Origin of the sequence: Trabulsiella guamensis ATCC 49490 (genome assembly GCF_000734965.1) — a bacterium.
GTDB classification, from domain to species: domain Bacteria; phylum Pseudomonadota; class Gammaproteobacteria; order Enterobacterales; family Enterobacteriaceae; genus Trabulsiella; species Trabulsiella guamensis.
In genome coordinates this window covers 1-23,026 of sequence record NZ_JMTB01000063.1, presented here as the reverse complement: position 1 = coordinate 23,026, position 23,026 = coordinate 1, and the positions used below count along the sequence as shown (strand labels likewise).

General features: G+C 53.1%; 21 protein-coding genes, 1 other RNA gene and 1 pseudogene. 10 read left to right on the top strand and 13 right to left on the bottom strand.

The features are described 5' to 3' along the window. Positions 1 to 993, top strand: a complete 993-nt coding sequence (locus GTGU_RS09435) for a Fic family protein (protein ID WP_038156076.1) — start codon at positions 1 to 3, stop codon at positions 991 to 993. 29 nt (positions 994 to 1,022) lie between these two features. On the opposite strand, the pseudogene GTGU_RS09430 reads toward GTGU_RS09435, so the two are convergent. The 12 genes and pseudogenes from GTGU_RS09430 to kbaZ form a co-directional block, all read right to left on the bottom strand. Then, positions 1,023 to 1,667, bottom strand: a pseudogene (locus GTGU_RS09430) (galactosamine-6-phosphate isomerase); the annotation flags it as partial. Positions 1,668 to 1,669: 2 nt separating this feature from the next. Next, positions 1,670 to 2,461: a PTS galactosamine transporter subunit IID gene (gene agaD / locus GTGU_RS09425; protein ID WP_038156075.1), complete on the bottom strand. Its 792-nt coding sequence runs from the start codon at positions 2,459 to 2,461 to the stop codon at positions 1,670 to 1,672. Beyond that, a complete protein-coding gene (agaC, locus tag GTGU_RS09420) occupies positions 2,451 to 3,260 on the bottom strand; it encodes a PTS galactosamine transporter subunit IIC (RefSeq protein ID WP_038156073.1) in 810 nt (269 codons plus the stop codon). Before agaC ends, agaD begins: the two co-directional genes overlap by 11 nt. Positions 3,261 to 3,312: 52 nt before the next feature. Next, the gene (agaB, locus tag GTGU_RS09415; RefSeq protein WP_038156072.1) at positions 3,313 to 3,789 is read right to left on the bottom strand and encodes a PTS galactosamine transporter subunit IIB; all 477 of its coding nucleotides are present in this window, start codon (positions 3,787 to 3,789) and stop codon (positions 3,313 to 3,315) included. Positions 3,790 to 3,962: 173 nt separating this feature from the next. After that, on the bottom strand, positions 3,963 to 4,841 hold the full coding sequence (gene kbaY / locus GTGU_RS09410) for a tagatose-bisphosphate aldolase subunit KbaY (protein WP_038156070.1): 879 nt from the start codon (positions 4,839 to 4,841) through the stop codon (positions 3,963 to 3,965). A 13-nt stretch (positions 4,842 to 4,854) separates the two neighbouring features. Beyond that, positions 4,855 to 6,009: an SIS domain-containing protein gene (locus tag GTGU_RS09405; protein WP_038156068.1), complete on the bottom strand. Its 1,155-nt coding sequence runs from the start codon at positions 6,007 to 6,009 to the stop codon at positions 4,855 to 4,857. Positions 6,010 to 6,306: 297 nt separating this feature from the next. Further along, a complete protein-coding gene (gene nagA / locus GTGU_RS09400) occupies positions 6,307 to 7,440 on the bottom strand; it encodes an N-acetylglucosamine-6-phosphate deacetylase (RefSeq protein ID WP_038156066.1) in 1,134 nt (377 codons plus the stop codon). Beyond that, a complete protein-coding gene (agaF, locus tag GTGU_RS09395) occupies positions 7,437 to 7,871 on the bottom strand; it encodes a PTS galactosamine/N-acetylgalactosamine transporter subunit IIA (RefSeq protein WP_038156064.1) in 435 nt (144 codons plus the stop codon). Before agaF ends, nagA begins: the two co-directional genes overlap by 4 nt. Positions 7,872 to 7,887: 16 nt before the next feature. Beyond that, positions 7,888 to 8,766, bottom strand: a complete 879-nt coding sequence (gene agaE, locus GTGU_RS09390; RefSeq protein ID WP_038156062.1) for a PTS N-acetylgalactosamine transporter subunit IID — start codon at positions 8,764 to 8,766, stop codon at positions 7,888 to 7,890. Beyond that, the gene (gene agaW / locus GTGU_RS09385; protein ID WP_038156061.1) at positions 8,756 to 9,535 is read right to left on the bottom strand and encodes a PTS N-acetylgalactosamine transporter subunit IIC; all 780 of its coding nucleotides are present in this window, start codon (positions 9,533 to 9,535) and stop codon (positions 8,756 to 8,758) included. The genes agaE and agaW overlap by 11 nt, the downstream gene beginning before the upstream one ends. 10 nt (positions 9,536 to 9,545) lie before the next feature. Continuing rightward, positions 9,546 to 10,019 (bottom strand): PTS N-acetylgalactosamine transporter subunit IIB, encoded by a 474-nt coding sequence (agaV, locus tag GTGU_RS09380; protein WP_038156060.1) that lies wholly within the window; start codon positions 10,017 to 10,019, stop codon positions 9,546 to 9,548. Between the two features lie 19 nt (positions 10,020 to 10,038). Further along, positions 10,039 to 11,340: a tagatose-bisphosphate aldolase subunit KbaZ gene (kbaZ, locus tag GTGU_RS09375; protein WP_072011945.1), complete on the bottom strand. Its 1,302-nt coding sequence runs from the start codon at positions 11,338 to 11,340 to the stop codon at positions 10,039 to 10,041. Between the two features lie 238 nt (positions 11,341 to 11,578). Between kbaZ and GTGU_RS09370 the strand changes: the two genes are divergently transcribed. Further along, positions 11,579 to 12,388: a DeoR family transcriptional regulator gene (locus GTGU_RS09370; RefSeq protein WP_038156059.1), complete on the top strand. Its 810-nt coding sequence runs from the start codon at positions 11,579 to 11,581 to the stop codon at positions 12,386 to 12,388. A gap of 80 nt (positions 12,389 to 12,468) precedes the next feature. Here the strand turns inward: GTGU_RS09370 and garD are convergent, their stop codons facing one another. Beyond that, positions 12,469 to 14,040: a galactarate dehydratase gene (gene garD, locus GTGU_RS09365; protein WP_038156058.1), complete on the bottom strand. Its 1,572-nt coding sequence runs from the start codon at positions 14,038 to 14,040 to the stop codon at positions 12,469 to 12,471. Between the two features lie 390 nt (positions 14,041 to 14,430). Between garD and GTGU_RS09360 the strand changes: the two genes are divergently transcribed. From GTGU_RS09360 to tdcC, 8 genes are all read left to right on the top strand, one after another. After that, positions 14,431 to 15,765, top strand: a complete 1,335-nt coding sequence (locus GTGU_RS09360) for an MFS transporter (RefSeq protein WP_038156057.1) — start codon at positions 14,431 to 14,433, stop codon at positions 15,763 to 15,765. Between the two features lie 16 nt (positions 15,766 to 15,781). Beyond that, positions 15,782 to 16,552, top strand: a complete 771-nt coding sequence (gene garL, locus GTGU_RS09355) for a 2-dehydro-3-deoxyglucarate aldolase (protein WP_038156146.1) — start codon at positions 15,782 to 15,784, stop codon at positions 16,550 to 16,552. A 27-nt stretch (positions 16,553 to 16,579) separates the two neighbouring features. After that, complete coding sequence (gene garR, locus GTGU_RS09350) at positions 16,580 to 17,470, top strand: 2-hydroxy-3-oxopropionate reductase (RefSeq protein WP_038156055.1); 891 nt, start codon at positions 16,580 to 16,582, stop codon at positions 17,468 to 17,470. Between the two features lie 96 nt (positions 17,471 to 17,566). After that, positions 17,567 to 18,712 carry a glycerate 2-kinase gene (gene garK / locus GTGU_RS09345; protein ID WP_038156053.1) on the top strand — a complete coding sequence of 382 codons (1,146 nt, stop codon included), beginning with the start codon at positions 17,567 to 17,569 and terminating at the stop codon, positions 18,710 to 18,712. 32 nt (positions 18,713 to 18,744) lie between these two features. Continuing rightward, an RNA gene (gene rnpB / locus GTGU_RS23975) (RNase P RNA component class A) lies at positions 18,745 to 19,121 on the top strand. Positions 19,122 to 19,763: 642 nt separating this feature from the next. Beyond that, positions 19,764 to 20,702: a transcriptional regulator TdcA gene (tdcA, locus tag GTGU_RS09340; protein ID WP_038156050.1), complete on the top strand. Its 939-nt coding sequence runs from the start codon at positions 19,764 to 19,766 to the stop codon at positions 20,700 to 20,702. Positions 20,703 to 20,803: 101 nt separating this feature from the next. Next, positions 20,804 to 21,793, top strand: a complete 990-nt coding sequence (tdcB, locus tag GTGU_RS09335) for a bifunctional threonine ammonia-lyase/L-serine ammonia-lyase TdcB (protein ID WP_038156049.1) — start codon at positions 20,804 to 20,806, stop codon at positions 21,791 to 21,793. A 22-nt stretch (positions 21,794 to 21,815) separates the two neighbouring features. Continuing rightward, positions 21,816 to 23,026 (top strand): threonine/serine transporter TdcC (gene tdcC / locus GTGU_RS09330; RefSeq protein WP_038156047.1); only part of this gene is annotated, 1,211 nt, incomplete at its 3' end.

Below are 23,026 nucleotides of genomic sequence, written 5' to 3'. Positions count from 1 at the left end.
ATGAGCCGCTATCAGCCGCCGTTCACTATCACTACTCCGATGCTCAGTCAGGTGGCTGAGATTGGGGAACTGCTGGGACACTGGGCCGCGCGTGCAGGGCGAGTCTCTCCGTTACTGCGGGAAGAAAACCGCATTCGTACTATTCAGGCGTCCCTGGCGATCGAACATAACAGCCTCAATACTGAGCAGGTCACCGCTATTATGGAAGGCAAGCGCGTGCTCGCTCCGCTCAAGGATATTCAGGAAGTCAGGAACGCGATCGTTGCCTATGAAAAAATGGATCACTGGCAGAGCTATCAACTGGCTGATGTGCTGGAGGCACATAAGACGCTCATGGCGGGTCTGGTCGAGACGCCAGGCGCTTTGCGCAATGGCAATGTCGGTATTTACCGTGGAAGCCAGCTCATTCATATGGCTCCCCCGGCATCGCAAGTACCACGGTTGATGGGGGATTTACTGCACTGGCTGCAGGAAACGGATTTACATCCGCTGGTGGCAAGCTCTGTTTTTCATTACGAATTTGAATTTATTCACCCGTTTGCTGACGGTAACGGACGCATGGGGCGTTTGTGGCAAACGTTGATCTTAAGCGAGTGGCGACCGGAACTGGCCTGGTTGCCGGTTGAAACGCTTATTCATCATCAGCAGGAACGCTATTACCAGGTTTTAGGTGAGTGCGACAAGGTCAGCGACTGCACGGCATTTGTGGAGTTTATGCTGTCGAATATCATCGCGGTGCTGAAAGACGGGATCAATGACATGTCGGAAGAAATGTCGGAGAAAATGTCGGAGAAAAAAGTCAGCTATTTAACCGAACAGGAATCTGACATCCTGCGTTTACTTGAAGGTAATCCCTTACTGAGCGCGGCCAGAATAGCTACGATTCTGGGGGTGACTTCCCGAACCGTGGAACGCCACCTGAAAGTGCTGCAACAAAAAGAGAAATTGCAACGTGTCGGTGCCAACAAGGGTGGTTACTGGCAGATAAAATAAAAGGCATCACAATGATGCCCTTTATCGTATTAACAGTCGTACAGCGAGCCATCGTACAGACAGGTGGCGTCAGAATGCAGCCACAGCAGCGACGCGGGAAGTTCGGTAGTGACCTTTCCTTCGCAGAACGCGGTAAACGCGCGCTGTTTGCCGTCACCTGTAACCAGTAACAGTACCTCCCTTGCGGCCAGAATATCCCCCAACCCCAGCGTGATGCCCTGTTCGATGGGTAAACCAGCCTGCTTAAGCATGTCATGCTGGCGTGTTTGATTATCAAGCTGAGTGATATGGCATGACGGCTGCAAAAACGCAGCCGGTTCGTTGAGACCGAGATGACCGTTTTTCCCGAGACCCAACAGGCACAAATCCAGCCCGCCGCGGTGTGCAATTCTGTCAACGATGCGAACACACTCGCACTCATCCGCCGTTTCAGCATTGAAGGCAATGTACTGCTCGTCGGTGATCCCGAGTGGCTGAATAATGTGCTCTTGCAGGAAGGTCTCGCAGGTGCCTGCGGCACCGGCGGGCAATCCGACCCATTCATCCAGTTTGACGAAGGTCAGCTGGCTGACATCCAGCCGCTGAGCCTTCACCGCCTGAACAAATAAATGGTAAGTGAGCAAAGGCGTCGCCCCCGTCGCCAGACAGATAACCGCGTCGGGTTTGCGGCGAACATTTAGAGCACTCCCAGCGCCGAACCCAGAATCGCGAGCACAAACGTCACGGCAATCAGCATCACCGGGTGCGCTTTTTTCACCCGCAGCAGGTAGTACATCAGCAGCGTATAGCCCATCGGCAAAATGTTAGGGAACACCTTGTCGAAGAAGTCTTGCTGCAGCGCTACGTTGTGGGTGGCGTCGATGGCGAAGGTGGTCACCACGTTAATGTGAACATACGACGCGATGAGCCCACCAATAACCGTAATACCGAGGATCGTCGCCGAACGGGCAATCATCTGCGAGTTTTCCCGCACCTTGTCGATGGCTTTTATCCCCACCGTATAGCCGACGTGCGTCCAGCCCACGCGCAGGAAGAAAATGGCGAGGTAAACGGCGAAGAACAAAATAGGCCCCAGCAGGTTGCCCTGGCTGGCAAAGGACGAACAAATACCCGCCATGATTGGCAGCAGGGTGAACCAGAAAATCGCATCACCAATACCGGCGATTGGGCCAAAAAGAGCCACTTTTAACCCTTTGATGGTGTTGCGATTTTCGCCTTTCTCTTCCATGGAGATCAGCAGGCCCATCAGGAAGCCCACCAGGTTGGGGTGGGTGTTAATAAACTCCAGGTTATCCCTCATCGCCGCGCTGAGCCCGGCTTTGTCGTTTTTGTAGATCTTTTTCAGCAGCGGCAGCATCGCCCAGGTGAAACCGCCTGCCTGCATACGTTCGTAGTTAAAACTCGCCTGGAGCAATGAGGAGCGAAACCCTAAGCGAGTGATATCTTTTTTACTGATTTCAGATCCCATTGCTGTAGTCCTCTTCGTCATTTTTGGCGGCGGCAGGCAGAGCTTGCGCGCTTTCTTTAGCTTTTGCTTTCGCGTTGAAGTATTCATACACCGCGAAGCCAGCCCCTAATACGGCAACAGGCAGCAGGTTGCTGACCTGGATGTAGCAAACAAACAGGAAGCCGGCGATGAAGTAAGGAATGTACTGGGCTTTAAACATGACTCGCAGCAACAGACCAAAACCGACGGCTGGCAGAATGCCGCCCGCGACTTCAAACCCGTGCGTCAACCAGGCTGGCATGGATTTCACCAGCGCCTGCATTGCGCCCTGAGCGAGATAGGTACAAAGGAAAGCAATGATGGAATAGGAACACGCCACAATCAGCGTGGTTGTCCAGTTCAGACGGGCAAAGGCAGCCGTATTGGCCTCTCTGGCGCATCTGTCAGCTTTGTTCATGAACAGCGAGAAAGCCGAATAGAAGAATAGAATGACGTACTGCATTAACAGACTAAAGGGGAGGCCTAAGCCGATCGCCGTTTTTGCATCGACGCCGGTAGACCAGGCAATGACGGTCGTCATTACCCCCGCCATAATCGGGTTAGGCGGCTGAACCCCGCCCGCAGGTGTTAACCCTGCGAAAGCCAGTTCGGTCAGACCACCAGTAATTAAACCGATGTGAATATCTCCCAGAATCGCACCCGTGAGGGTACAAACGATAATGGGGCGAAAAAGAAAAAGTGCTTCCAGCCAAAAATCGATCCCTAGAACAAATACAAGAGCGGCAAGCGATATGCCTTGAATAAGCGTAATTTCATGCATTTTATTGCCTCGTCGTCATTATATTACCTGAAAATTTATCGAGACAGCGTTGTTAGTCAGGAATGCCCTCTTTAGCATCACCAGGGACGTCCTGAATAAACACATTTACCCCATTGCTTTTAATAAAGCGCAGGTCATTCAGATCGCTTTCGTCGACATAGACTTTGCTGCTAATCTGTTTTTTACCTTCCGAAAAGTGCATATTCCCTACGTTCACATCTTTCAGTGGCACACCGCCTTCCAGCAGTTTTCTGACCGTAGAGGGTGTACGGCAAATAAGGAAAATCTTCTGATGTGGTGCGGCCTTAGCGATGATATTGATGGTTTTTTCAATGCTGAAGAAGCGAATGCCGAAACCATAGTTTTCGGCGGTAAAACTCATTAACTTCTGCTGCATTTCATCTTTCGCAACGTCATCATCAACAACCACAACCAGATTTGCGCCAATGGCTGTGGTCCAGGTCACACCCACCTGACCATGCACCAGACGGTTATCGATGCGTGTTAATAAAATATTTGGACTGCTCATATCATGAATTCCTGTAATAACGTGAATATCGTTTATGCCCATCCTCTATGAGAGTTTTGAAAACATCGTCCTGATTCATTCCCCCGCTAATAACAGATAGCATCTGTTATTTTTCACATTGATTGCATCAGGGTGTCTGATGCAATCAAATTCTATGATAGTGATATATTTTTTTATGATGTTGTGACGCTGTCCGCGGTCAGCTTATTCATCGAGCCACAAACGTTAATTTTATTTCTTACCACCTCTTTCATGGCTTCCATTCCGACGCGCATGTAATAACGCGGATCGTTTCCGTCCGGGTTGTCGGCAAACCATTTTTTCACCGCGGCGGCAAAGGCGATTTTCAGCTCGGTGGCGACGTTGACTTTGCAGACGCCAAGCTCAATGGCGCGGCGAACAAATTCGTCCGGCACATCGCTCGCCCCGTGAAGCACCAGCGGCACATCAACCACCGCGCGGATTTTTTCCAGCCGTGCGAAATCAATCTTCGGCTGTTTGGTGTATAAACCGTGCGCAGTACCGATAGCGACAGCCAGGCTGTCAACGCCGGTCTCTGCAACAAAGCGACGGGCATCCTGCGGGTCGGTGAGGAACGCACTCTCTTCGTCAACGTCCATATCATCTTCAACACCGCCAAGACGGCCCAGTTCCGCTTCCACGCTGCAGTCGTGACGATGGCAAAAATCCACTACCGATTTCACCAGCTTCACGTTTTCATCAAATGGAAAGTGGCTACCATCAATCATGGCGCTGCGCACGCCCGCATTCACTTTGTTGCGAATATCAGCCAGCGATTCGTGGTGATCGAGATGTAACGCCAGCGGCATGTCGTAGCTGGCGGAATAGGCTTCACATAGCGCGAAAATCTCTTCAAAGGCGATGTGTTTAAAGGTGCCTGGTGTCCCGGCGAGGATCACCGGGGAACGCATCTCATAGCAGACTTCAAGGATCGCCTGAATAGTTTCGGCGTTATGGATGTTGAAAGCAGGGACGGCATAACCCTTCGTCTGCGCATCCTGAAGAAGATACTTCGTTGAAATAATACCCATTTTTTCAATCCTCTCAGGCAAGCCACGGATGAATAACAACGCCCTGAACCACACGGTTCACCGTTCCACTGGCGGAAGGGGTGTCGGGCGTGTTGCCAATCCTGATGGACTCCGTCAGGGCAAAGACCTGCGCGTACATCAGGAAGCAGAAAACCTGTTCAACGTCGATAAAGGTGCGGGCAGGCGGCAGCGTAATGTGTGGGCCGTCCTGGATAATGGCGTCGGTGTCGGCGGCAATCGCCACCACGTGCATCGCCTGACCATCTCGGCGCAATTCGGCCAGCAGGTCGAGATCATACTGGCGGGTGTACGGATGGCTCGAAACCAGCACGATCACCAATGTTTCTTTGTCGACCAGCGACTTCGGTCCGTGACGGAAACCGGTCGGAGAGTCATAGAATGCCGCCAGTTTACCGGCGGTCAGCTCCAGCACTTTCAGTGCTGATTCCCGTGCCACGCCCTGCAAACCGCCACTGCCGAGATAGACGATGCGTTTCCATGGTTGATGACCAAACACGCCGTGGCTGAAATCGCCCAGCGAGTCGAGGATCGCCTGACTGCGGTCAGCAACGTCTTTGAAGGTGCGGCTGTTGATGATTTCCGGCGCGAACACCGCCAGGCAGCTGGCCATCATGGTGGTGATGCTGCTGGTCATTGCGAAACCGCGATCGTGCGTTTCGGCTGGCATCAGCAGGGCAAAGGCGTTGTCGCTGCGTTGCGCGTTTTGATACAGGCTGCCGGCGTCGTTACAGGTGATCACCAGATGGTAGCTTTCCGGCACGAACTGATCTGCCAGATCCACCGCCGCTACGCTCTCCGGGCTGTTGCCTGAACGGGCGAACGACACCAGCAGCAGCGGCTTGTCGGCTTTGAAATAGTCCATGGGGTTGGTGACCAGATCGGTCGTCGGGACGGAGCAGAAATTTTTCCCGGTGTGGCGTGCAAGCCACGGCGTAATAATATCGCCAATAAATGCCGACGTTCCCGCCCCGGTGAGGACAATTTGCAGATCGTCTTTGCGCAGCAGTGGTGCCAGAAAGTTGTCGATCGCCCGGCGAATGCTGTCGATATGGCCGAGCGAACGGAGCCAGGTTACAGGCTGCTGGCGGATCTCTTTTTCAGTCCAGGTTCCGGTATGGGTGTGAGAAAGTGTGTTGGTATCAGGCATAACTCAATCCTTAGTCGGGTGAAAGCCGAAGACGAATCGGCATCTGCCATTTTCTTTCGTTTCGTTTCACTTAATTGCATAATCTACTAATTGAAATCTACAAAAAAGAAAACGAAAGTTCAATGTGAGAAAAGAAAATAAAACGAAAAATGTGATCGCAAAGGGGACTGTGAAAGCTTTCGTTTTGATAAATAAACAATTTTATTTTGTTAAAGACGGATCTCTTTTCCGCAGAGGAAAGGAAAAAAAAGCCCGCAATGGAGACGTTGCAGGCTAAAGTGACACACACTGAAAGGGCTATAGGGGAATAGCCAGGCCTTGAACCCAGGTTTGTTGCAAATGTAGCTTACTGTCGAGCGCGATCAGGCTCGCGCGTTTGCCAGGACGGATCGATCCCAACTCGTCGTCAACGCCCAGGAGTTTTGCCGGGTGCAGCGAGGCCATAGCGATAGCTTCTTCCGGGCTGACGCCCACCTGCTGCACCATGTTTCGTACCGCGGCATCAAGCGACAGTGTGCTTCCTGCCAGCCCGCCCGCGGCGGTGCGTACGATGCCGTCGTGCATCTCAACATCGTAACCGCAAATATCGTAGCGCCCGTCAGGCATCCCGGCCGCCCGCATGGCATCGGTGATGAGCACGATCCGCTCTCCGGCGCAGTGGGCGCAGAGCTGCATCGCTGCAGGATGAACGTGATGACCATCGGCGATAAGCTCAAGCCTGGCGCGTTGGTCGGTCAGCCCGGCGCCGACCATGCCCGGCTCGCGGTGATGTAACCCCGTCATGCCGTTGAAACAGTGCACTAGCCCGTCAGCACCGGCATCAAACGCCGCGACGGTCTGCGCCCATGTGGCCGCGCTGTGGCCGAGCATGACCCGGACGCCCCGCTGTTTCAGGTGTCTGATGGCCTGCAGCGCACCCGGTTTTTCTGGTGCCAGCGCCACCACGCTCAGGGAGCCCTGGGCTAGCGCGATGAGCGCATCCAGCTCGGCGATATCCAGCTCGCGAAACCATTCCGGCGGATGAGCACCTTTATTCTGTGGTGTAAAGTAGGGGCCTTCGAGATAGCTGCCGAGGATCTGCGCGCCCGGCCCGCCGCGCTGGCGTCGTTCCGCGATGCGCTTCAGGGCTGCATGAATGGCATCCAGCGGCGCGGTGACGGTGGTGGGGCACCAGGCCCCCACCCCTTCACGTGCTTTATGCATTGCCAGACTATCCAGCGTTTGCGGAGCGTCATCCATGACATCAACGCCTGCGCCGCCATGAACGTGAATGTCGATATACGCTGGGCAGAGCAGCCCGGCGTCACGTACGGTGACGCCTGCCGGAATGGGCTCAATCGCCACGATTGTGCCGTCCTCAATGCGAAGTTGATGATCGTCAAGCCAACCCTGTTCGCTCAACAGCCGCCTGGCGCGTAGCACAAAGCTCATATGCCTCCTTCATCAGGCGTTTCTTCACGGCTGCGGCTCAACTCATCGGCCAGGCTGGTGAGGCCACGATGACCACTTTCCAGCGCGCCGATACGAAACTCTTCGCTGCTCAGTCCGTCACGCTCCAGCGCCATTTCCAGCAGTAATTGCAGGTTGGTCCCGGTGATCACTTCGCAACCCGGTCTTTGCATCGCAAGGGTTGAGGCGACGCGGAAAGGGGTACCGCCAAGCAGATCGGTCAGGAACACGATCTGTTCATTTGGATCGAGATCGCCCATTGCGCCCTCCAGCTGCGACGTCAGTAACGCCGTGCTCGAGGTTTCCGGAAAATCAACGGCGATGAATTGCGGCTGACTACCGAGGATCTGCTTCATAGCCTTTTCCAGACCGCTGGCAAACCCACCGTGACCGCAAAGAATAATGCCTATCATCATGACTCCTTTTTACTTACAGGAAGTGGGCAAACTTGCCGACAATACCCAGTATGACGGTGATAACAATAAGACGCAGCGGGCTCCACCCACGACGCACCAGCGCGTACATGGTCAGTGTATAAACCAGCGGCAGGAAAGCAGGCATCAGCTTATCGATAACGTCAGTCTGCAGCTTAACCACAGCATCACCAGCAGTGATTTCCAGCGTGGTGTTCAGCCGCACATAGGTGGCGACCAGCGCACCAATCACGGTCATCCCGACGATAGAAGCAGCATGCCCCACTTTTTTGGTGTTGGCTTTGATCAACGGGATTGCCGCGACACCCATACGATAAGAGTAATGCGCAAGACCGAAACGCAGGCCCAGATGTACCACGTTGAACAGCAGCAGGAAGACGACCGCGCCGAGAATCGAACCCTGCAGCGCCAGACTGGCGCCGATACCGCCGCAAATCGGCAGCAGCGTCAGCCAGAACATGGCGTCGCCAATCCCGCCCAGCGGTGCACCGACGGCAATTTTGGTGTTCTGAATACTGTTCACATCCTGCTTGGAACGTTCCATCGCCAGGATGATGCCAATAACGAACGTGACGAGGAACGGATGGGTGTTAAAGAACCCCATGTGGCCTTTCATCGCCCGGGCGAGATCGCGCTTGTTGGTATGGATCTTTTTCAGCGCGGGTAGCAGACCGTACAGCCAGCCGGATGCCTGCATACGTTCATAGTTGAAAGACGCCTGAAGCAGCATCGAACGCCATGCCACCCGGTTAATATCTTTCTTCGTCAGTTCCTCACCAATGGACTGATCTTCATAGATATTTTCGTTTACGCCAGACAGCAGCGTCTCTTCCTGCGCCGGAACACCCGGCAGGGTGGTTTGATTAGATGCCATCTTCAAATTCCTCTTTCTGTGGCTGAGACACTTTAGGTTCCGGGTCTTTGCGCAAGAGATCGATCAGCGCCATCGCCAGTGCCGCGGCGGCAATCGCCAGGACCGGCAGTTTCAGCCAGGCGGCGGCAACGAAACCGACAATAAAGTACGGGATGTAAACGTTCTTCATCATGATTTTCAGCAGCACGGCAAAACCGATAGCCGGCATGATGCCCCCGGCGACGCCCAGGCCGTCAATCAGACGCTGCGGCAGCACATCAATAGCGGTTTTGGCGTGTTCCGCACCAAAGTAGATGGGCAGGAACGCACAGAGAAAATAGAAGATACCAAGCGCCAGCAGCGCCAGATAGTTAACCCGCTCAATACCGCGAGTGTCCGCATTGGCAGCCATTCGGTCGCAGCGTGACATGACGCCTGACATCACCGAGAACAGGAAGGTGATCCCCATTTGCACGGCAACGGCGAACGGTACCGCAACGCCTACCGCCACCTCCGGTTTAACGCCAGTGGTGATGGCAAAAGTGGTGCCGACGATCGTACCGATAATGACGTTAGGCGGCTGCGCCCCGGCCAGCGGCGCAAGGCCCATCCATACCAGTTCCAGCGTACCGCCTGTCAAAATACCGGTATGCAGATCGCCCAGGATCAGACCCACCAGCGGACCTAACACTACCGGACGGTGCATGTGTGTCAGGCCGTTGAACATGTCCAGTCCAGCGATAAAGGCGAGTAAGCCCAGAGAAAAAGCCTGTAACAGACTGATTTCCATCGCGTATCCCTCAGAGAAGTTTGAAAATATCGACAGCGGGTTCTGTTGGAACGCCCTGCACGAAGCACTCCACACCGGCAGTTTTCAGGCCGTTCAGTGCGTCAATGTCCGTGGCGTCGACAGATACCGTTTTTGCAATTTGTTGCTTGCCATTGGCGTAATGCATGTTGCCGACGTTGATTCGCGTGATCGGCACGCCACCTTTCACCAGCGTGAGGAAATCCGCCGGTGATTTGCAGACCAACAGGATCTTCTGGCGATCGGCCGCGCGGTGAATGTTGTCGATCACCTTTTGCAGCGTCCAGAAACGAACGGCGATCCCTTCGGCCAGCACCATCTCCATCAGGTTTTGCTGTACGGGATCTTCCGCGACCTCGTCGTTGGCCACTAACACCAGGTTTGCGCCAGCAAATCCAACCCATTGCACGCCCACCTGACCGTGAATTAAACGTTCGTCAATACGGCTTAAGACGATGTTTGGCATAGCTTTTCCCTCTTATTTGTTATGGGTTATGACGACTCTGACAGGCATCGTGGTACTGGCGCAGGATGTCCTGAATGTGATCGATAATGAGTTCCCGTGGTGTGGCCTTCAGCGTGCCTTCCCGCACTTTGGCGTATTGCAACGGCAGGTACTGGCTTATCAGCGGCAGCGGAATAGGATCATCGGCCAGGTTGCGCACCAGGCTTTCAAAGGCGCTATCAATGTGTTTGTCCGGCCAGTAGTAACGAACGCGGTCAGAATAGCTATAACCCCTGGCCAGACGCCGGGCGTTGCCGTCGCCGTGGTAGTGGCTTTGCCAGTATTCGGGGCGATCGAGCATCACGTTTTCCAGTACGTGGCGCAAACCGGAACAGGCTTTCGCCGGTAACAATTCTTCTTCTACAGCGGCCAGTGAGAACAACGCTTCACGCAACGCGAAAGTCAGCGCCGGGCCAACCTTCAGAATGGCGAAGTGATCAATCACTAACTGACGCAGCGCATGTGGCGTCTGGTAATCCGTAGAGTGCGCTTCGTAGATGAGCGTATCGTACGCTTCGACCATTTTGCTGAGCGCGACGGCTTTCTGTGGCTGGTAATCGATGACGTTGGTATGGTCAAATTCGACGCCTGGCTGCACAACCAGCGCGATAATCCGCGGCCAGATGTCGCTCAGACCCAGCGCCGCAAAGGCGTCCTGGTGGGCCTGTAACGTATCCTGAGCGGCTTTCGGCGTGGTTACTGCCAGTTCGGTCAGGGTTTCATGCGCGCCGCCAGGAACGGGAACTTCCGTACCGATGACATACACCAGGTCGGATTCGCCAAAATGTTCGCGGCAGGTCTCTTCGGCGATTTTTGCCAGTCGCGCGGCGCGGGTGGCGACGATAGCATCGGTTAACGGAATCGGGTCGTCAGCGCATGACATGCTGCAATCGAGGTGGATTTTCTTGAAGCCCGCCGCGACGTAGCTTTTGATCAGATCATCGGCATGCGCCATCGCTTCCGCAGCGGGCAACGTTTGCCAGCGGTTTGGACCGAGGTGGTCGCCGCCCAGGATCAGCATGGACGAGGGAAAATTAAGCTGGTCGGCCAGTCGACAGACAAAACCGCGAAAGTCGGCGGGCGTCATGCCGGTATAACCGCCATACTGATCAACCTGATTTGAAGTAGCTTCAATCAGCAGGGGGGTCTGGTTTTGTTGAGCGAAGCGTAATGCGGATTCAAGCACTAAAGGATGTGCTGAACAAACGGCATAGATGCCGTTGGCGTTCCCGCGTTTGTGCTGTTCCACCATGTCGGTTAGATGTTTCACTTTCCTCTCCATTTAGGATGGGTTCGGCATTTGTCTTTCGTTTTGTTTCATTTAATACTGCGTCAGAGGTCCAAAAAAATAAAACGAAAGATACTGATTTTCCGATCTGTTTCACAAAAGAAACATAATGAAAGCTTTCAGCATAACGAGAATGGCTCTGAAACCGGATTTCAGGACTTGCATTCCTTCAAAGGAAAGGTGTTAATAGGCAAAACGAAATGAAACGAAAGATACTACCCAAGGATCATTTATGAGTAACACCGATTCTTCCGCAGATAAGCGAATCACCGGGACCAGTGAACGGCGGGAACAGATCATCCAGCGATTGCGCCAGCAGGGAAGCGTTCAGGTGAACGATCTTTCTGCGCAGTTCGGCGTATCAACGGTGACGATCCGTAACGATCTGGCGTTTCTTGAAAGACAAGGTATTGCGGTTCGCGCGTACGGTGGCGCGCTGATTTGCGACAGCACTACGTCGGGAATAGAACCCTCCGTTGAAGATAAAAGCTCGCTGAATACTGCCCTCAAACGCCGCATCGCAAGCGCTGCGGCGGAGCTGATCCAGCCGGGTCACCGGGTGATCCTCGACTCCGGGACCACTACCTATGAACTTGCCCGCATCATGCGCCATCACCAGAACGTTATCGCCATGACCAACGGCATGAACGTCGGGACGGCGTTGCTGGAAGCGGAAGGCGTGGAACTGCTCATGACCGGCGGGCATTTGCGCCGCCAGTCGCTCTCCTTTTATGGCGACCAGGCGGAACAGTCGCTGCTGAATTATCACTTCGACATGCTGTTTCTTGGTGTCGACGCCATTGATATTGAGCGCGGCGTGAGCACCCATAATGAAGACGAAGCGCGGCTTAACCGCCGCATGTGCGAAGTGGCTGATCGCATCATCGTGATCACTGACTCCAGCAAATTCAACCGCTCCAGCCTGCATAAGATTATCGATACGCAGCGCATCGACATGGTCATTACCGATGATGGCGTTCCGGCGGAAAGCCTGAAAGAGTTGCAGCGGGTAGGAATAGAAGTGGTGCTGGTGCGGGAGTAAACGCGCAACGCCCGGCAAAGAGGTTGCCGGGCGTCATGATTGTAGGCCGGGTAAGCGCAGCGCCACCCGGCGAAGCATCATCAGGTCACTGGCGCCGGGTTAAACACTGCCAGTTGATTGTGCAGGCCCCATTGATCCGAGAAGGTTTTCTTGCGGCCGCTCGCCACATCCAGAATGAAATGGAACAGCTTCCAGCCCACATCCTCAATGGTTTCTTCACCGGTGGCGATAGTTCCCGCGTTGATATCCATCAGATCATACCAGCGGTTTGCCAGTTCAGTGCGTGTCGCCATTTTGATGACGGGAACCGCCATCAGGCCATATGGCGTACCGCGACCGGTGGTGAACACCTGAACGGTAATGCCTGACGCCACCTGCTGGGTGCCGCAGACAAAATCGCTGGCGGGTGTGGCGGCATAAATCAGCCCGCGTTTTGTCGGGCGCTGGCCCGGGGAGAGCACCTCGACGATGGCGCTTTTACCCGATTTCGCAATAGAACCCAGCGCTTTCTCAACAACGTTGGCCAGACCGCCTTTTTTGTTGCCGGGCGAAGGGTTCGCGCTACGGTCGGTTTGCCCCATATCGAGATAGTTATCGTACCAGGCCATCTCTTCGAGCAGGCGCTTGCCGACCTCTTCGTTAATGGCGCGCGGCGTCAACAAATGGATAGCGTCACGTACTTCGGTCACTTCCGAAAACATCACCGTGGCGCCGCAACGAACCAGCAGGTCGGAGGCATAACCCACCGCCGGGTTGGCGGTAACGCCGGAAAACGCATCGCTGCCGCCGCACTGCATCCCTACTACCAGTTCAGAGGCCGGGCAGGTTTCACGCTGGCGCTGGTTGAGTTTCGCCAGATGCCGTTCCGCCACCTGCAGAATATCGACGACCATTGATCGGAAGCCGACGTGCTGTTCATCTTGCAAACGTACAATACTGGCGTCATCCACGGGAATGGGCTGAACGTCTTCCGTACCCTGCAACAAACGCTCCGGCTGTAGCTTTTCACAACCCAGGCCAATGACCATCACCTCGCCGCCAAAATTAGGGTTGAGGGCGATATTGTGAATGGTGCGAATTGGCACCACTGCGGCAGGCGCGTTGATGGCGACACCGCAGCCATACAGATGGTTCAGCCCGACAACGCCGTCCACATTTGGATATTTCGGCAATAAATCGCGCTCGATGAGTTTCACGACGTAATCAACAACACCTGCCACGCAGTGCACGCTGGTGGTAATACCGAGCAGGTTTTTCGTGCCCACGCTGCCATCGGCGTTGCGATAGCCTTCAAACGTGAAGCCCTCCAGCGGCGGCAGCGGTTCCGGCACGCGGGTCGCCAGCGGCAGGGTATTCAGCGGCGGCGCTTTCGGGAGCTCGACCAGCGATTCGTCAATCCAGCTGCCTTTGGCGATGGGCCGCACCGCGTAGCCAATCACTTCACCATAGCGAATGATTTCACCGTGTTGCGGAATATCAACCAGGGCGACTTTATGGCCTTGCGGAATATGTTCAATTAATTCCAGACCATCGGAAAAACGGGTGCCTGCTTTCAGGCCATTATCATTGACAATAATTGCCACATTATCGGTGTCGTGCACTTTTATATAAAACGCTGTGGGTGGCGTTTGTCGAATTTCAATATCAGCCATTGTCCAGTATTCTCCAGCGAAGCGGTAGATAATATAATGTCTAAAAATAACGGCTCTGTATTTTTAAAATAAGAATGTCAGGAGTTGAAGGCTAATAGTGTGAGCGAGATCACCTATTGTGGCGACGCTATGTCCCGCAAGGCGAGCAATCACTGGATCTGTGGAACAGCGCCCACAGGTGTGTGCAGTTGCCATAAAACCCGTTCTTAATATTCATGTTTATTGTGTACCTGCACAGTGTTTTACTCGCCGGTGCTGATTATACTGAATCACGATTTAATGGTTTTTGTTCTACACGTAGATATTACCTGCTATCGATAAATAATCTGAAAAGCAGCACCTTAGTAATACATAAATAATAAAAGGTGTGTTGTACCCGAGGATAAATAAATGATGCTGGATACTGAAGTAGATACTAAAAAAGGCATGCACACCCGTTATTTAATATTGTTGATTATCTTTATTGTAACAGCGGTTAACTATGCCGATCGCGCCACTCTGTCTATTGCAGGCACCGATGTGGCGAAAGAATTGCAACTGAGCGCGGTATCAATGGGATACATCTTCTCCGCGTTTGGCTGGGCATATCTGCTGATGCAGATCCCCGGCGGCTGGTTGCTCGATAAATTTGGTTCAAAAAAGGTATATACCTGGAGCCTCTTTTTCTGGTCGCTGTTTACCTTCCTGCAGGGGTTCGTCGATATGTTCCCGATGGCGTGGGCCGCCGTTTCGATGTTCTGCATGCGTTTTATGCTCGGCTTCTCCGAAGCGCCGTCGTTCCCGGCTAACGCCCGTATTGTCGCCGCCTGGTTCCCGACCAAAGAGCGCGGCACGGCGTCGGCGATTTTTAACTCAGCGCAGTACTTCTCGCTGGCTATTTTCTCGCCGTTGCTGGGCTGGCTGACCTTCGCGTGGGGCTGGGAACATGTCTTTACGGTCATGGGGGTCATTGGCTTTGTGCTGACAGCGGTGTGGATCAAGTTCATTCATAACCCAACCGAACACCCGCGGATGTCGGAAAAAGAGTTGAAGTTCATCTCTGAAGGCGGTGCGGTGGTGGATATGGACCACAAGAAACCGGGTGAGCGCGCGGCAAAAGGCCCAAAACTGGATTACATCCGCCAGTTGCTCACCAACCGCATGATGCTGGGCGTGTTCTTCGGTCAGTACTTTATCAACACCATTACCTGGTTTTTCCTCACCTGGTTTCCAATTTACCTGGTACAAGAGAAGGGTATGTCGATTTTAAAAGTCGGCTTCGTTGCTTCGATTCCGGCACTGTGTGGCTTCGCCGGTGGTGTGCTGGGCGGCGTGTTCTCGGATTATCTGCTGAAACGCGGCGCTTCCCTGACGCTGGCCCGTAAGCTGCCGATTGTGCTGGGAATGCTGTTAGCATCAACGATCATTCTGTGTAACTACACCGATAATACCACGCTGGTGGTGACTCTGATGGCGCTGGCGTTTTTCGGTAAAGGCTTTGGCGCACTGGGCTGGCCGGTGATTTCCGATACCGCGCCGAAAGAGATTGTTGGCCTGTGCGGCGGTGTGTTTAACGTATTTGGTAACGTCGCCTCCATCGTCACGCCGCTGGTGATTGGCTATCTGGTCAGTGAACTGCACTCGTTCAACATGGCGCTGGTCTTCGTCGGCTGTTCTGCTCTGATGGCGATGGTCTGCTACCTGTTCGTGGTGGGCGACATTAAACGTATGGAATTGCAGGAATAAGCAAAAGGTACAGATGATGAACAACGATATCTTCCCGAACAAATTCAAAGCGGCACTGGCGGCGCAGCAGATACAGATTGGCTGCTGGTCTGCGCTGGCGAACCCCATTAGTACCGAGGTACTGGGACTGGCGGGCTTTGACTGGCTGGTTCTGGATGGCGAGCACGCACCGAACGACGTCACCACTTTTATTCCGCAGTTGATGGCGCTCAAGGGAAGCACCAGCGCGCCGGTAGTACGCGTACCGACCAATGAGCCGGTCATTATCAAGCGTTTACTGGATATCGGTTTCTATAACTTCCTGATCCCGTTTGTTGAAACCGAAGAGGAAGCGGTGCGCGCGGTGGCATCGACCCGTTATCCACCAGAGGGGATTCGCGGTGTTTCCGTTTCTCATCGCGCCAATATGTTTGGCACCGTGGCGGACTACTTCGCGCAGTCAAACCGGAACATCACGGTACTGGTGCAGATTGAAAGCCAGACCGGCGTGGACAATGTTGATGCTATCGCGGCGACGCCTGGCGTGGACGGCATTTTCGTTGGCCCAAGTGATTTAGCCGCGGCGTTGGGCCATCTTGGCAATGCTTCGCACCCGGATGTGCAGAAGTGCATTCAGCACATTTTCGCCCGCGCCAAAGCGCACGAAAAACCATCCGGCATTCTGGCACCGGTGGATGCTGACGCACGCCGGTATCTGGAATGGGGTGCCACCTTTGTGGCCGTGGGCAGCGATTTAGGCGTGTTCCGTTCCGCCACGCAAAAGCTGGCAGATGCCTTCAAAAAATAACCACCGACAAAACAGAGAGAGACAGTTATGACGACGAAAGTAGGTTTTATCGGCCTCGGTATCATGGGAAAACCCATGAGCAAAAACCTCCTGAAAGCAGGGTACTCGCTGGTGGTCTCTGACCGTAATTCTGACGCCATCGCGGATGTGATTGCCGCCGGGGCGGAAACCGCCGCCACGCCCAAAGCCATCGCCGAACAATGCGATGTGATTATCACCATGCTGCCGAACTCGCCGCATGTGAAAGAAGTGGCGCTGGGTGAAAACGGTATTATCGAAGGCGCGCGTCCGGGGACGGTGCTGATCGACATGAGCTCCATCGCTCCGCTGGCCAGCCGTGAGATCAGTGAAGCGCTGAAAGCAAAAGGCGTTGAGATGCTTGATGCGCCGGTCAGCGGTGGTGAGCCAAAAGCCATTGATGGCACGCTCTCCGTAATGGTGGGCGGTGATAAAGCTGTTTTTGACAAGTATTACGATCTGATGAAAGCGATGGCGGGTTCGGTAGTGCATACCGGCGACATCGGTGCGGGTAACGTCACCAAACTGGCAAACCAGGTCATCGTCGCACTGAACATCGCAGCAATGTCTGAAGCGTTGAGTCTGGCGACGAAAGCGGGTGTTAACCCTGATCTGGTCTATCAGGCGATCCGCGGCGGACTGGCAGGAAGTACCGTACTGGATGCGAAAGCGCCGATGGTGATGGATCGTAACTTCAAACCGGGCTTCCGCATTGACCTGCATATTAAGGATCTGTCGAATGCGCTGGATACCTCGCACGGTGTAGGTGCCCAGTTGCCGCTGACTGCCGCTGTCATGGAAATGATGCAGGCGCTGCGTGCCGATGGTCTTGGCACCGCCGACCACAGCGCGCTGGCGTGCTACTACGAAAAACTGGCAAAAGTGGAAATTACGCGTTAAGCGCGAATGACCCGGTAGAGCTACGTTTACCGGGTCAACAGCCAGGTCGGAAAAGTAAAACGCCCTTCGGCGTTGTGTGGTAACAGGCTACTCACTATGAAAATCGTCATCGCCCCAGACTCGTATAAAGAAAGCCTTTCTGCCACTGAGGTAGCGCAGGCAATAGAAAAAGGATTTCGGGAAATCTTTCCTGATGCACAGTATGTCAAAGTGCCGGTCGCCGATGGTGGGGAAGGTACCGTCGAGGCGATGATTGCCGCCACGCAAGGTACTGCAATGAGCGCACGTGTCACTGGCCCGTTGGGTGAACCCGTTGAGGCGGTGTGGGGCATTTCCGGCGATGGGCATACGGCGTTTATAGAAATGGCTGCCGCCAGCGGACTGGCGCTGGTGCCGCCCGCGCTGCGTAACCCGCTGCTCACGACATCGCACGGAACGGGAGAGCTCATTTTGCAGGCGCTGGATCATGGCGCGCAGAACATTATTATCGGCATTGGCGGTAGCGCCACCAATGACGGTGGCGCAGGTATGATGCAGGCGTTAGGCGCGTCGCTGTGCGATGCAAACGGGACAGCAATCGGTTTTGGCGGCGGTTGCCTGATGAGCCTGAATGCGATCGATCTTTCGCAGTTAGACGCCCGGCTGAAAACCTGTTCGATCCGTGTGGCCTGTGACGTCACCAATCCGCTAACGGGCGATCGTGGCGCATCCAGGATCTTCGGTCCGCAGAAAGGGGCTTCTGAAGCGATGATCGTTGAGTTGGATCGCAACCTCGAACACTATGCGGACGTGATCAAAAAAACACTGCGCATTGATGTGAAAGCGGTGCCCGGCGCTGGCGCGGCGGGGGGGATGGGTGCGGCACTGATGGCGTTTTTAGGTGCGGAACTACGAAGCGGTATTGAGATTGTCACCCAGGCGCTGAATCTGGAAGAGCACATACATGACTGCTCTCTGGTGATTACCGGCGAAGGCCGTCTCGACAGCCAGAGCATTCATGGCAAAGTCCCCGTAGGCGTGGCGAACGTGGCGAAAAAGTACCATAAGCCGGTGATTGGTATTGCGGGCAGCCTGACGCACGATGTGGGCGTGGTACATCAACACGGCATCGATGCGGTATTCAGCGTTCTGACCAGCATCAGCACGCTGGAAGAGGCGTTCCGTGGGGCATTTGATAACATTTATCGCGCGTCGCGTAATGTCGCCGCCACGCTGCGCGTAGGGATGATGACAGAAGGGTGACATTGGCGTGCAAACCCTCTATACTGCGCGCCGAAGCTGACCAGACAGTCGCCGCTGTGTCGTCGTCCTTTCGGGGAGACGGGCGCAGGGGAGGAAAGTCCGGGCTCCATAGGGCAGGGTGCCAGGTAACGCCTGGGGGGCGCAAGCCCACGACCAGTGCAACAGAGAGCAAACCGCCGATGGCCCGCGCAAGCGGGATCAGGTAAGGGTGAAAGGGTGCGGTAAGAGCGCACCGCGCGGCTGGCAACAGTTCGCGGCACGGTAAACTCCACCCGGAGCAAGGCCAAATAGGGGTTCACAAGGTACGGCCCGTACTGAACCCGGGTAGGCTGCTTGAGCCAGTGAGCGATTGCTGGCCTAGATGAATGACTGTCCACGACAGAACCCGGCTTACCGGTCAGCTTCGAACATTTTGAAAACCCCGCTTCGGCGGGGTTTTTCATTTCCCCTTCAGACTTTTTGCCGCATTTGCGACAAACTCCACAAATCTGTCGTCAACACCTTCTTTCGCAGTTTCTTATTCTGCAAGCCCGCGAAGTCACCCTGGAAATTACCTGAAAATGGCAAAAAAACAGGTGTTGCATACTTGTTTGTGTTGTTTCGTTTTTGTTGGGTGAATTCATAGCTAAATGATAATGACCTATTAACTCGAATGTATATTTAACAATTTTATGTGACGTATGCCGAATTTAATTGTCGTGATTGATATATTTTCTTAGATTATTTTATAAATTAAAAAATAAATGCACCTGAAATCGTTTAGGATTTATACGATAATCGATTGAAATATAGTCTTCTTTCCTTTGTGCAAATATAGTTTCGGAAGTGACCGTTATTGCCATAAAATAAAGTTATTCCCGCTATTTTTATTGATAAAAGTCAGACAAAAGTCATTTAAAAAATAATTCAACACATTGATATTAAAGCGTTTAATATGTTTTTTAAACGCAAGGTAAACATACGCTCTGGCAAATTGTGAGTGATCGCACATACCCGCGGTTGCATTATTTAATAGAATTCCGGCCGAAATATGAAATATAGGAAGAGTGATATGGATAATGTTCTTCTGCCAAAGACACAACACCTTGTTGTTTTTCAGGAAGTCATTAGAAGCGGCTCAATTGGCTCGGCGGCCAAACAGCTTGGGCTGACTCAACCTGCGGTCAGTAAGATCATTAACGACATCGAATCCAATTTTGGTATCGAGTTAATGATCCGTAAAAATACCGGCGTCACACTGACCAGTGCCGGTCAGGTGTTGTTGACTTACTCGGAGTCCATTACCCGAGAGATGAAGAATATGGTGAGCGAAATGAACAGCCTCAGCTGCAGCAGTGTGGTTGATGTGTCGTTTGGCTATCCGTCACTCATTGGTTTTACGTTTTTATCCGGCATGATGAAGACGTTTAAAGAGGTGTTCCCGAAAGCCCAGGTTTCGATGTATGAAGCCCAGCTGTCGTCCTTCCTGCCCGCGCTTCGCGACGGGCGGCTGGATTTCGCTATCGGGACGTTAAGTGAAGATATGCAATTGCAGGATCTTCATGTCGAATCGCTGTTTGAATCGGAGTTTGCCGTGGTGGCCAGTCAGTCCCGAACATGCACCGGTACGACCTCACTGGCGTCGTTGAAAAACGAACAGTGGGTTTTGCCGGACACTAATATGGGATACTACAAAGAACTGCTCACCACCCTCCAAAGCCATCACATCAGCACCGACAACATAGTAAAAACCGATTCCGTCGTCACTATCTATAACCTGGTTCTCAATGCCAATTTCCTGACGGTGATCCCGTGTGATATGACCGCACCCTTTGGATCGAATCAGTTTATTACTTTACCCGTTGAGGATGAATTACCGGTAGCACGTTATGCAGCAATATGGTCTAAAAATTACCGAATTAAAAAATCAGCATCAGTATTAGTTGAATTAGCAAAACAATATTCAGCGCAGGACTGCACAAGGCGAAGGCGATTTGCAGAAAGCATTTGATTAATTTTATTTAAAACAACACCGCCCGGGGATTTATAACGAATCTCTGATGGCCCGGTATTATCTGAATTTAGTATCACTCTTTATGAGTGGAGGATGAAATGCATATTACATACGATCTCCCGGTCACTCTTGATGATATTCAAATAGCGAAACAAAGACTCGCTGGCAAAATTTATAAGACGGGCATGCCGCGTTCTAATTATTTGAGTGAACGTTGTAAAGGGGAAATCTATCTCAAGTTTGAGAACATGCAGCGCACGGGATCTTTTAAAATTCGTGGTGCCTTCAATAAACTGAGTTCACTCACTGAAGTGGAACGTCGTAAGGGCGTGGTTGCCTGTTCCGCGGGCAACCACGCACAGGGGGTTTCCCTCTCCTGCGCGATGCTCGGCATTGATGGCAAAGTGGTGATGCCGAAGGGCGCGCCGAAGTCAAAAGTCGCAGCGACACAGGATTACTCCGCCGAAGTGATCCTGCACGGCGACAGCTTCAACGACACCATCGCCAAAGCCAGTGAAATCGTCGAAATGGAAGGCCGAATTTTTATTCCGCCTTACGACGATGCGCATGTGATTGCGGGTCAGGGAACGATCGGTCTGGAAATCCTGCAGGATCTGTATGACGTTGATAACGTCATTGTACCCATCGGCGGTGGCGGTTTAATTGCTGGCATTGCGACAGCGATTAAATCCATTAACCCGACAATAAAAATTATTGGCGTCCAGTCAGAAAATGTTCATGGCATGGCAGCGTCATTCTATGCCGGTGAAATTACCCACCATCGTACTACTGGCACATTAGCAGACGGTTGTGATGTGTCACGCCCGGGTATTTTACCGTTCGAAATTGTGACTGAACTGGTTGACGATATTGTTCTGGTCACGGAAGACGAAATTCGCGACAGCATGATTGCACTTATTCAGCGAAATAAAGTAATTACCGAAGGAGCTGGTGCGCTGGCATCTGCGGCATTACTGAGTGGTAAACTTGACGATTATATTCAGAAACGTAAAACCGTCAGTATTATTTCTGGCGGTAATATCGATCTGTCCCGCGTTTCACAAATTACCGGTTTTGTTGGTGCTTAATTATTATTGCTAAGGACTCGATATGAGTAACTCAGAAACTATTATTGCCAGCCAGGCAAGGCCCTCGGCATGGCGAAAATCAGATACGACCTGGACACTTGGCCTGTTCGGTACCGCTATCGGCGCCGGGGTATTGTTCTTCCCGATCCGCGCAGGCTACGGTGGTTTAATTCCGATTCTTATTATGCTGGTGCTGGCGTATCCGATTGCGTTTTTATGCCACCGTGCCCTGGCGCGTCTGTGCCTGTCAGGGGCTAACCCGTCGGGCAACATTACTGAGACGGTAGAAGAACATTTCGGAAAAACTGGCGGTGTGGTGATTACCTTTCTGTACTTCTTCGCAATCTGTCCATTGCTGTGGATTTATGGTGTCACCATCACCAACACGTTCATGACGTTCTGGGAAAACCAATTGGGTTACGCTGCCCTTAACCGTGGCGTAGTGGCCTTATTCCTGCTGCTCCTGATGGCATTTGTCATCTGGTTTGGTAAGGATCTGATGGTCAAGGTCATGAGTTATCTGGTCTTCCCGTTCATTGCCAGCCTGGTGTTGATTTCACTGTCGCTGATCCCTTACTGGAACTCGGCGGTGATTGATCAGGTGAGCCTGAGCGATCTCTCCTTTACCGGTCATGACGGCATTCTGGTCACCGTCTGGTTAGGGATTTCCATCATGGTCTTCTCTTTCAACTTCTCACCGATCGTCTCTTCTTTCGTGGTGTCCAAGCGTGAAGAGTATGAGCAGGATTTCGGCAGAGAGTTCACCGAGCGTAAATGCTCTCAGATCATCTCTCGCGCCAGCATGCTGATGGTGGCGGTAGTCATGTTCTTCGCCTTCAGCTGCCTGTTCACGCTGTCCCCGGCCAATATGGCGGAAGCCAAAGCGCAGAACATTCCGGTGTTGTCTTACCTGGCAAACCACTTCGCGTCGCTGTCCGGTACGAAATCCACGTTTGCTGTCGTGCTTGAGTTTGGCGCGTCAATTATTGCGCTGGTCGCTATTTTCAAATCCTTCTTCGGCCACTACCTGGGGACGCTGGAAGGTCTGAACGGCTTGATTCTCAAGTTCGGTTATAAAGGCGACAAGACAAAGGTGTCGATGGGCAAACTGAACACCATCAGCATGATTTTCATCATGGGCTCCACCTGGGTCGTGGCGTATGCCAACCCGAACATTCTCGACCTGATTGAAGCCATGGGTGCGCCGATCATCGCCTCCCTGCTGTGTCTGCT

What these genes read in the sequence shown, in the direction of transcription:
- GTGU_RS09435 (WP_038156076.1), top strand. Translation starts at nt 1, where the DNA reads ATGAGCCGCTATCAGCCGCCGTTCACTATCACTACTCCGATGCTCAGT.
- agaD (WP_038156075.1), bottom strand. Translation starts at nt 2,461, where the DNA reads ATGGGATCTGAAATCAGTAAAAAAGATATCACTCGCTTAGGGTTTCGC.
- agaC (WP_038156073.1), bottom strand. Translation starts at nt 3,260, where the DNA reads ATGCATGAAATTACGCTTATTCAAGGCATATCGCTTGCCGCTCTTGTA.
- agaB (WP_038156072.1), bottom strand. Translation starts at nt 3,789, where the DNA reads ATGAGCAGTCCAAATATTTTATTAACACGCATCGATAACCGTCTGGTG.
- kbaY (WP_038156070.1), bottom strand. Translation starts at nt 4,841, where the DNA reads ATGGGTATTATTTCAACGAAGTATCTTCTTCAGGATGCGCAGACGAAG.
- GTGU_RS09405 (WP_038156068.1), bottom strand. Translation starts at nt 6,009, where the DNA reads ATGCCTGATACCAACACACTTTCTCACACCCATACCGGAACCTGGACT.
- nagA (WP_038156066.1), bottom strand. Translation starts at nt 7,440, where the DNA reads ATGAGCTTTGTGCTACGCGCCAGGCGGCTGTTGAGCGAACAGGGTTGG.
- agaF (WP_038156064.1), bottom strand. Translation starts at nt 7,871, where the DNA reads ATGATAGGCATTATTCTTTGCGGTCACGGTGGGTTTGCCAGCGGTCTG.
- agaE (WP_038156062.1), bottom strand. Translation starts at nt 8,766, where the DNA reads ATGGCATCTAATCAAACCACCCTGCCGGGTGTTCCGGCGCAGGAAGAG.
- agaW (WP_038156061.1), bottom strand. Translation starts at nt 9,535, where the DNA reads ATGGAAATCAGTCTGTTACAGGCTTTTTCTCTGGGCTTACTCGCCTTT.
- agaV (WP_038156060.1), bottom strand. Translation starts at nt 10,019, where the DNA reads ATGCCAAACATCGTCTTAAGCCGTATTGACGAACGTTTAATTCACGGT.
- kbaZ (WP_072011945.1), bottom strand. Translation starts at nt 11,340, where the DNA reads ATGGAGAGGAAAGTGAAACATCTAACCGACATGGTGGAACAGCACAAA.
- GTGU_RS09370 (WP_038156059.1), top strand. Translation starts at nt 11,579, where the DNA reads ATGAGTAACACCGATTCTTCCGCAGATAAGCGAATCACCGGGACCAGT.
- garD (WP_038156058.1), bottom strand. Translation starts at nt 14,040, where the DNA reads ATGGCTGATATTGAAATTCGACAAACGCCACCCACAGCGTTTTATATA.
- GTGU_RS09360 (WP_038156057.1), top strand. Translation starts at nt 14,431, where the DNA reads ATGATGCTGGATACTGAAGTAGATACTAAAAAAGGCATGCACACCCGT.
- garL (WP_038156146.1), top strand. Translation starts at nt 15,782, where the DNA reads ATGAACAACGATATCTTCCCGAACAAATTCAAAGCGGCACTGGCGGCG.
- garR (WP_038156055.1), top strand. Translation starts at nt 16,580, where the DNA reads ATGACGACGAAAGTAGGTTTTATCGGCCTCGGTATCATGGGAAAACCC.
- garK (WP_038156053.1), top strand. Translation starts at nt 17,567, where the DNA reads ATGAAAATCGTCATCGCCCCAGACTCGTATAAAGAAAGCCTTTCTGCC.
- tdcA (WP_038156050.1), top strand. Translation starts at nt 19,764, where the DNA reads ATGGATAATGTTCTTCTGCCAAAGACACAACACCTTGTTGTTTTTCAG.
- tdcB (WP_038156049.1), top strand. Translation starts at nt 20,804, where the DNA reads ATGCATATTACATACGATCTCCCGGTCACTCTTGATGATATTCAAATA.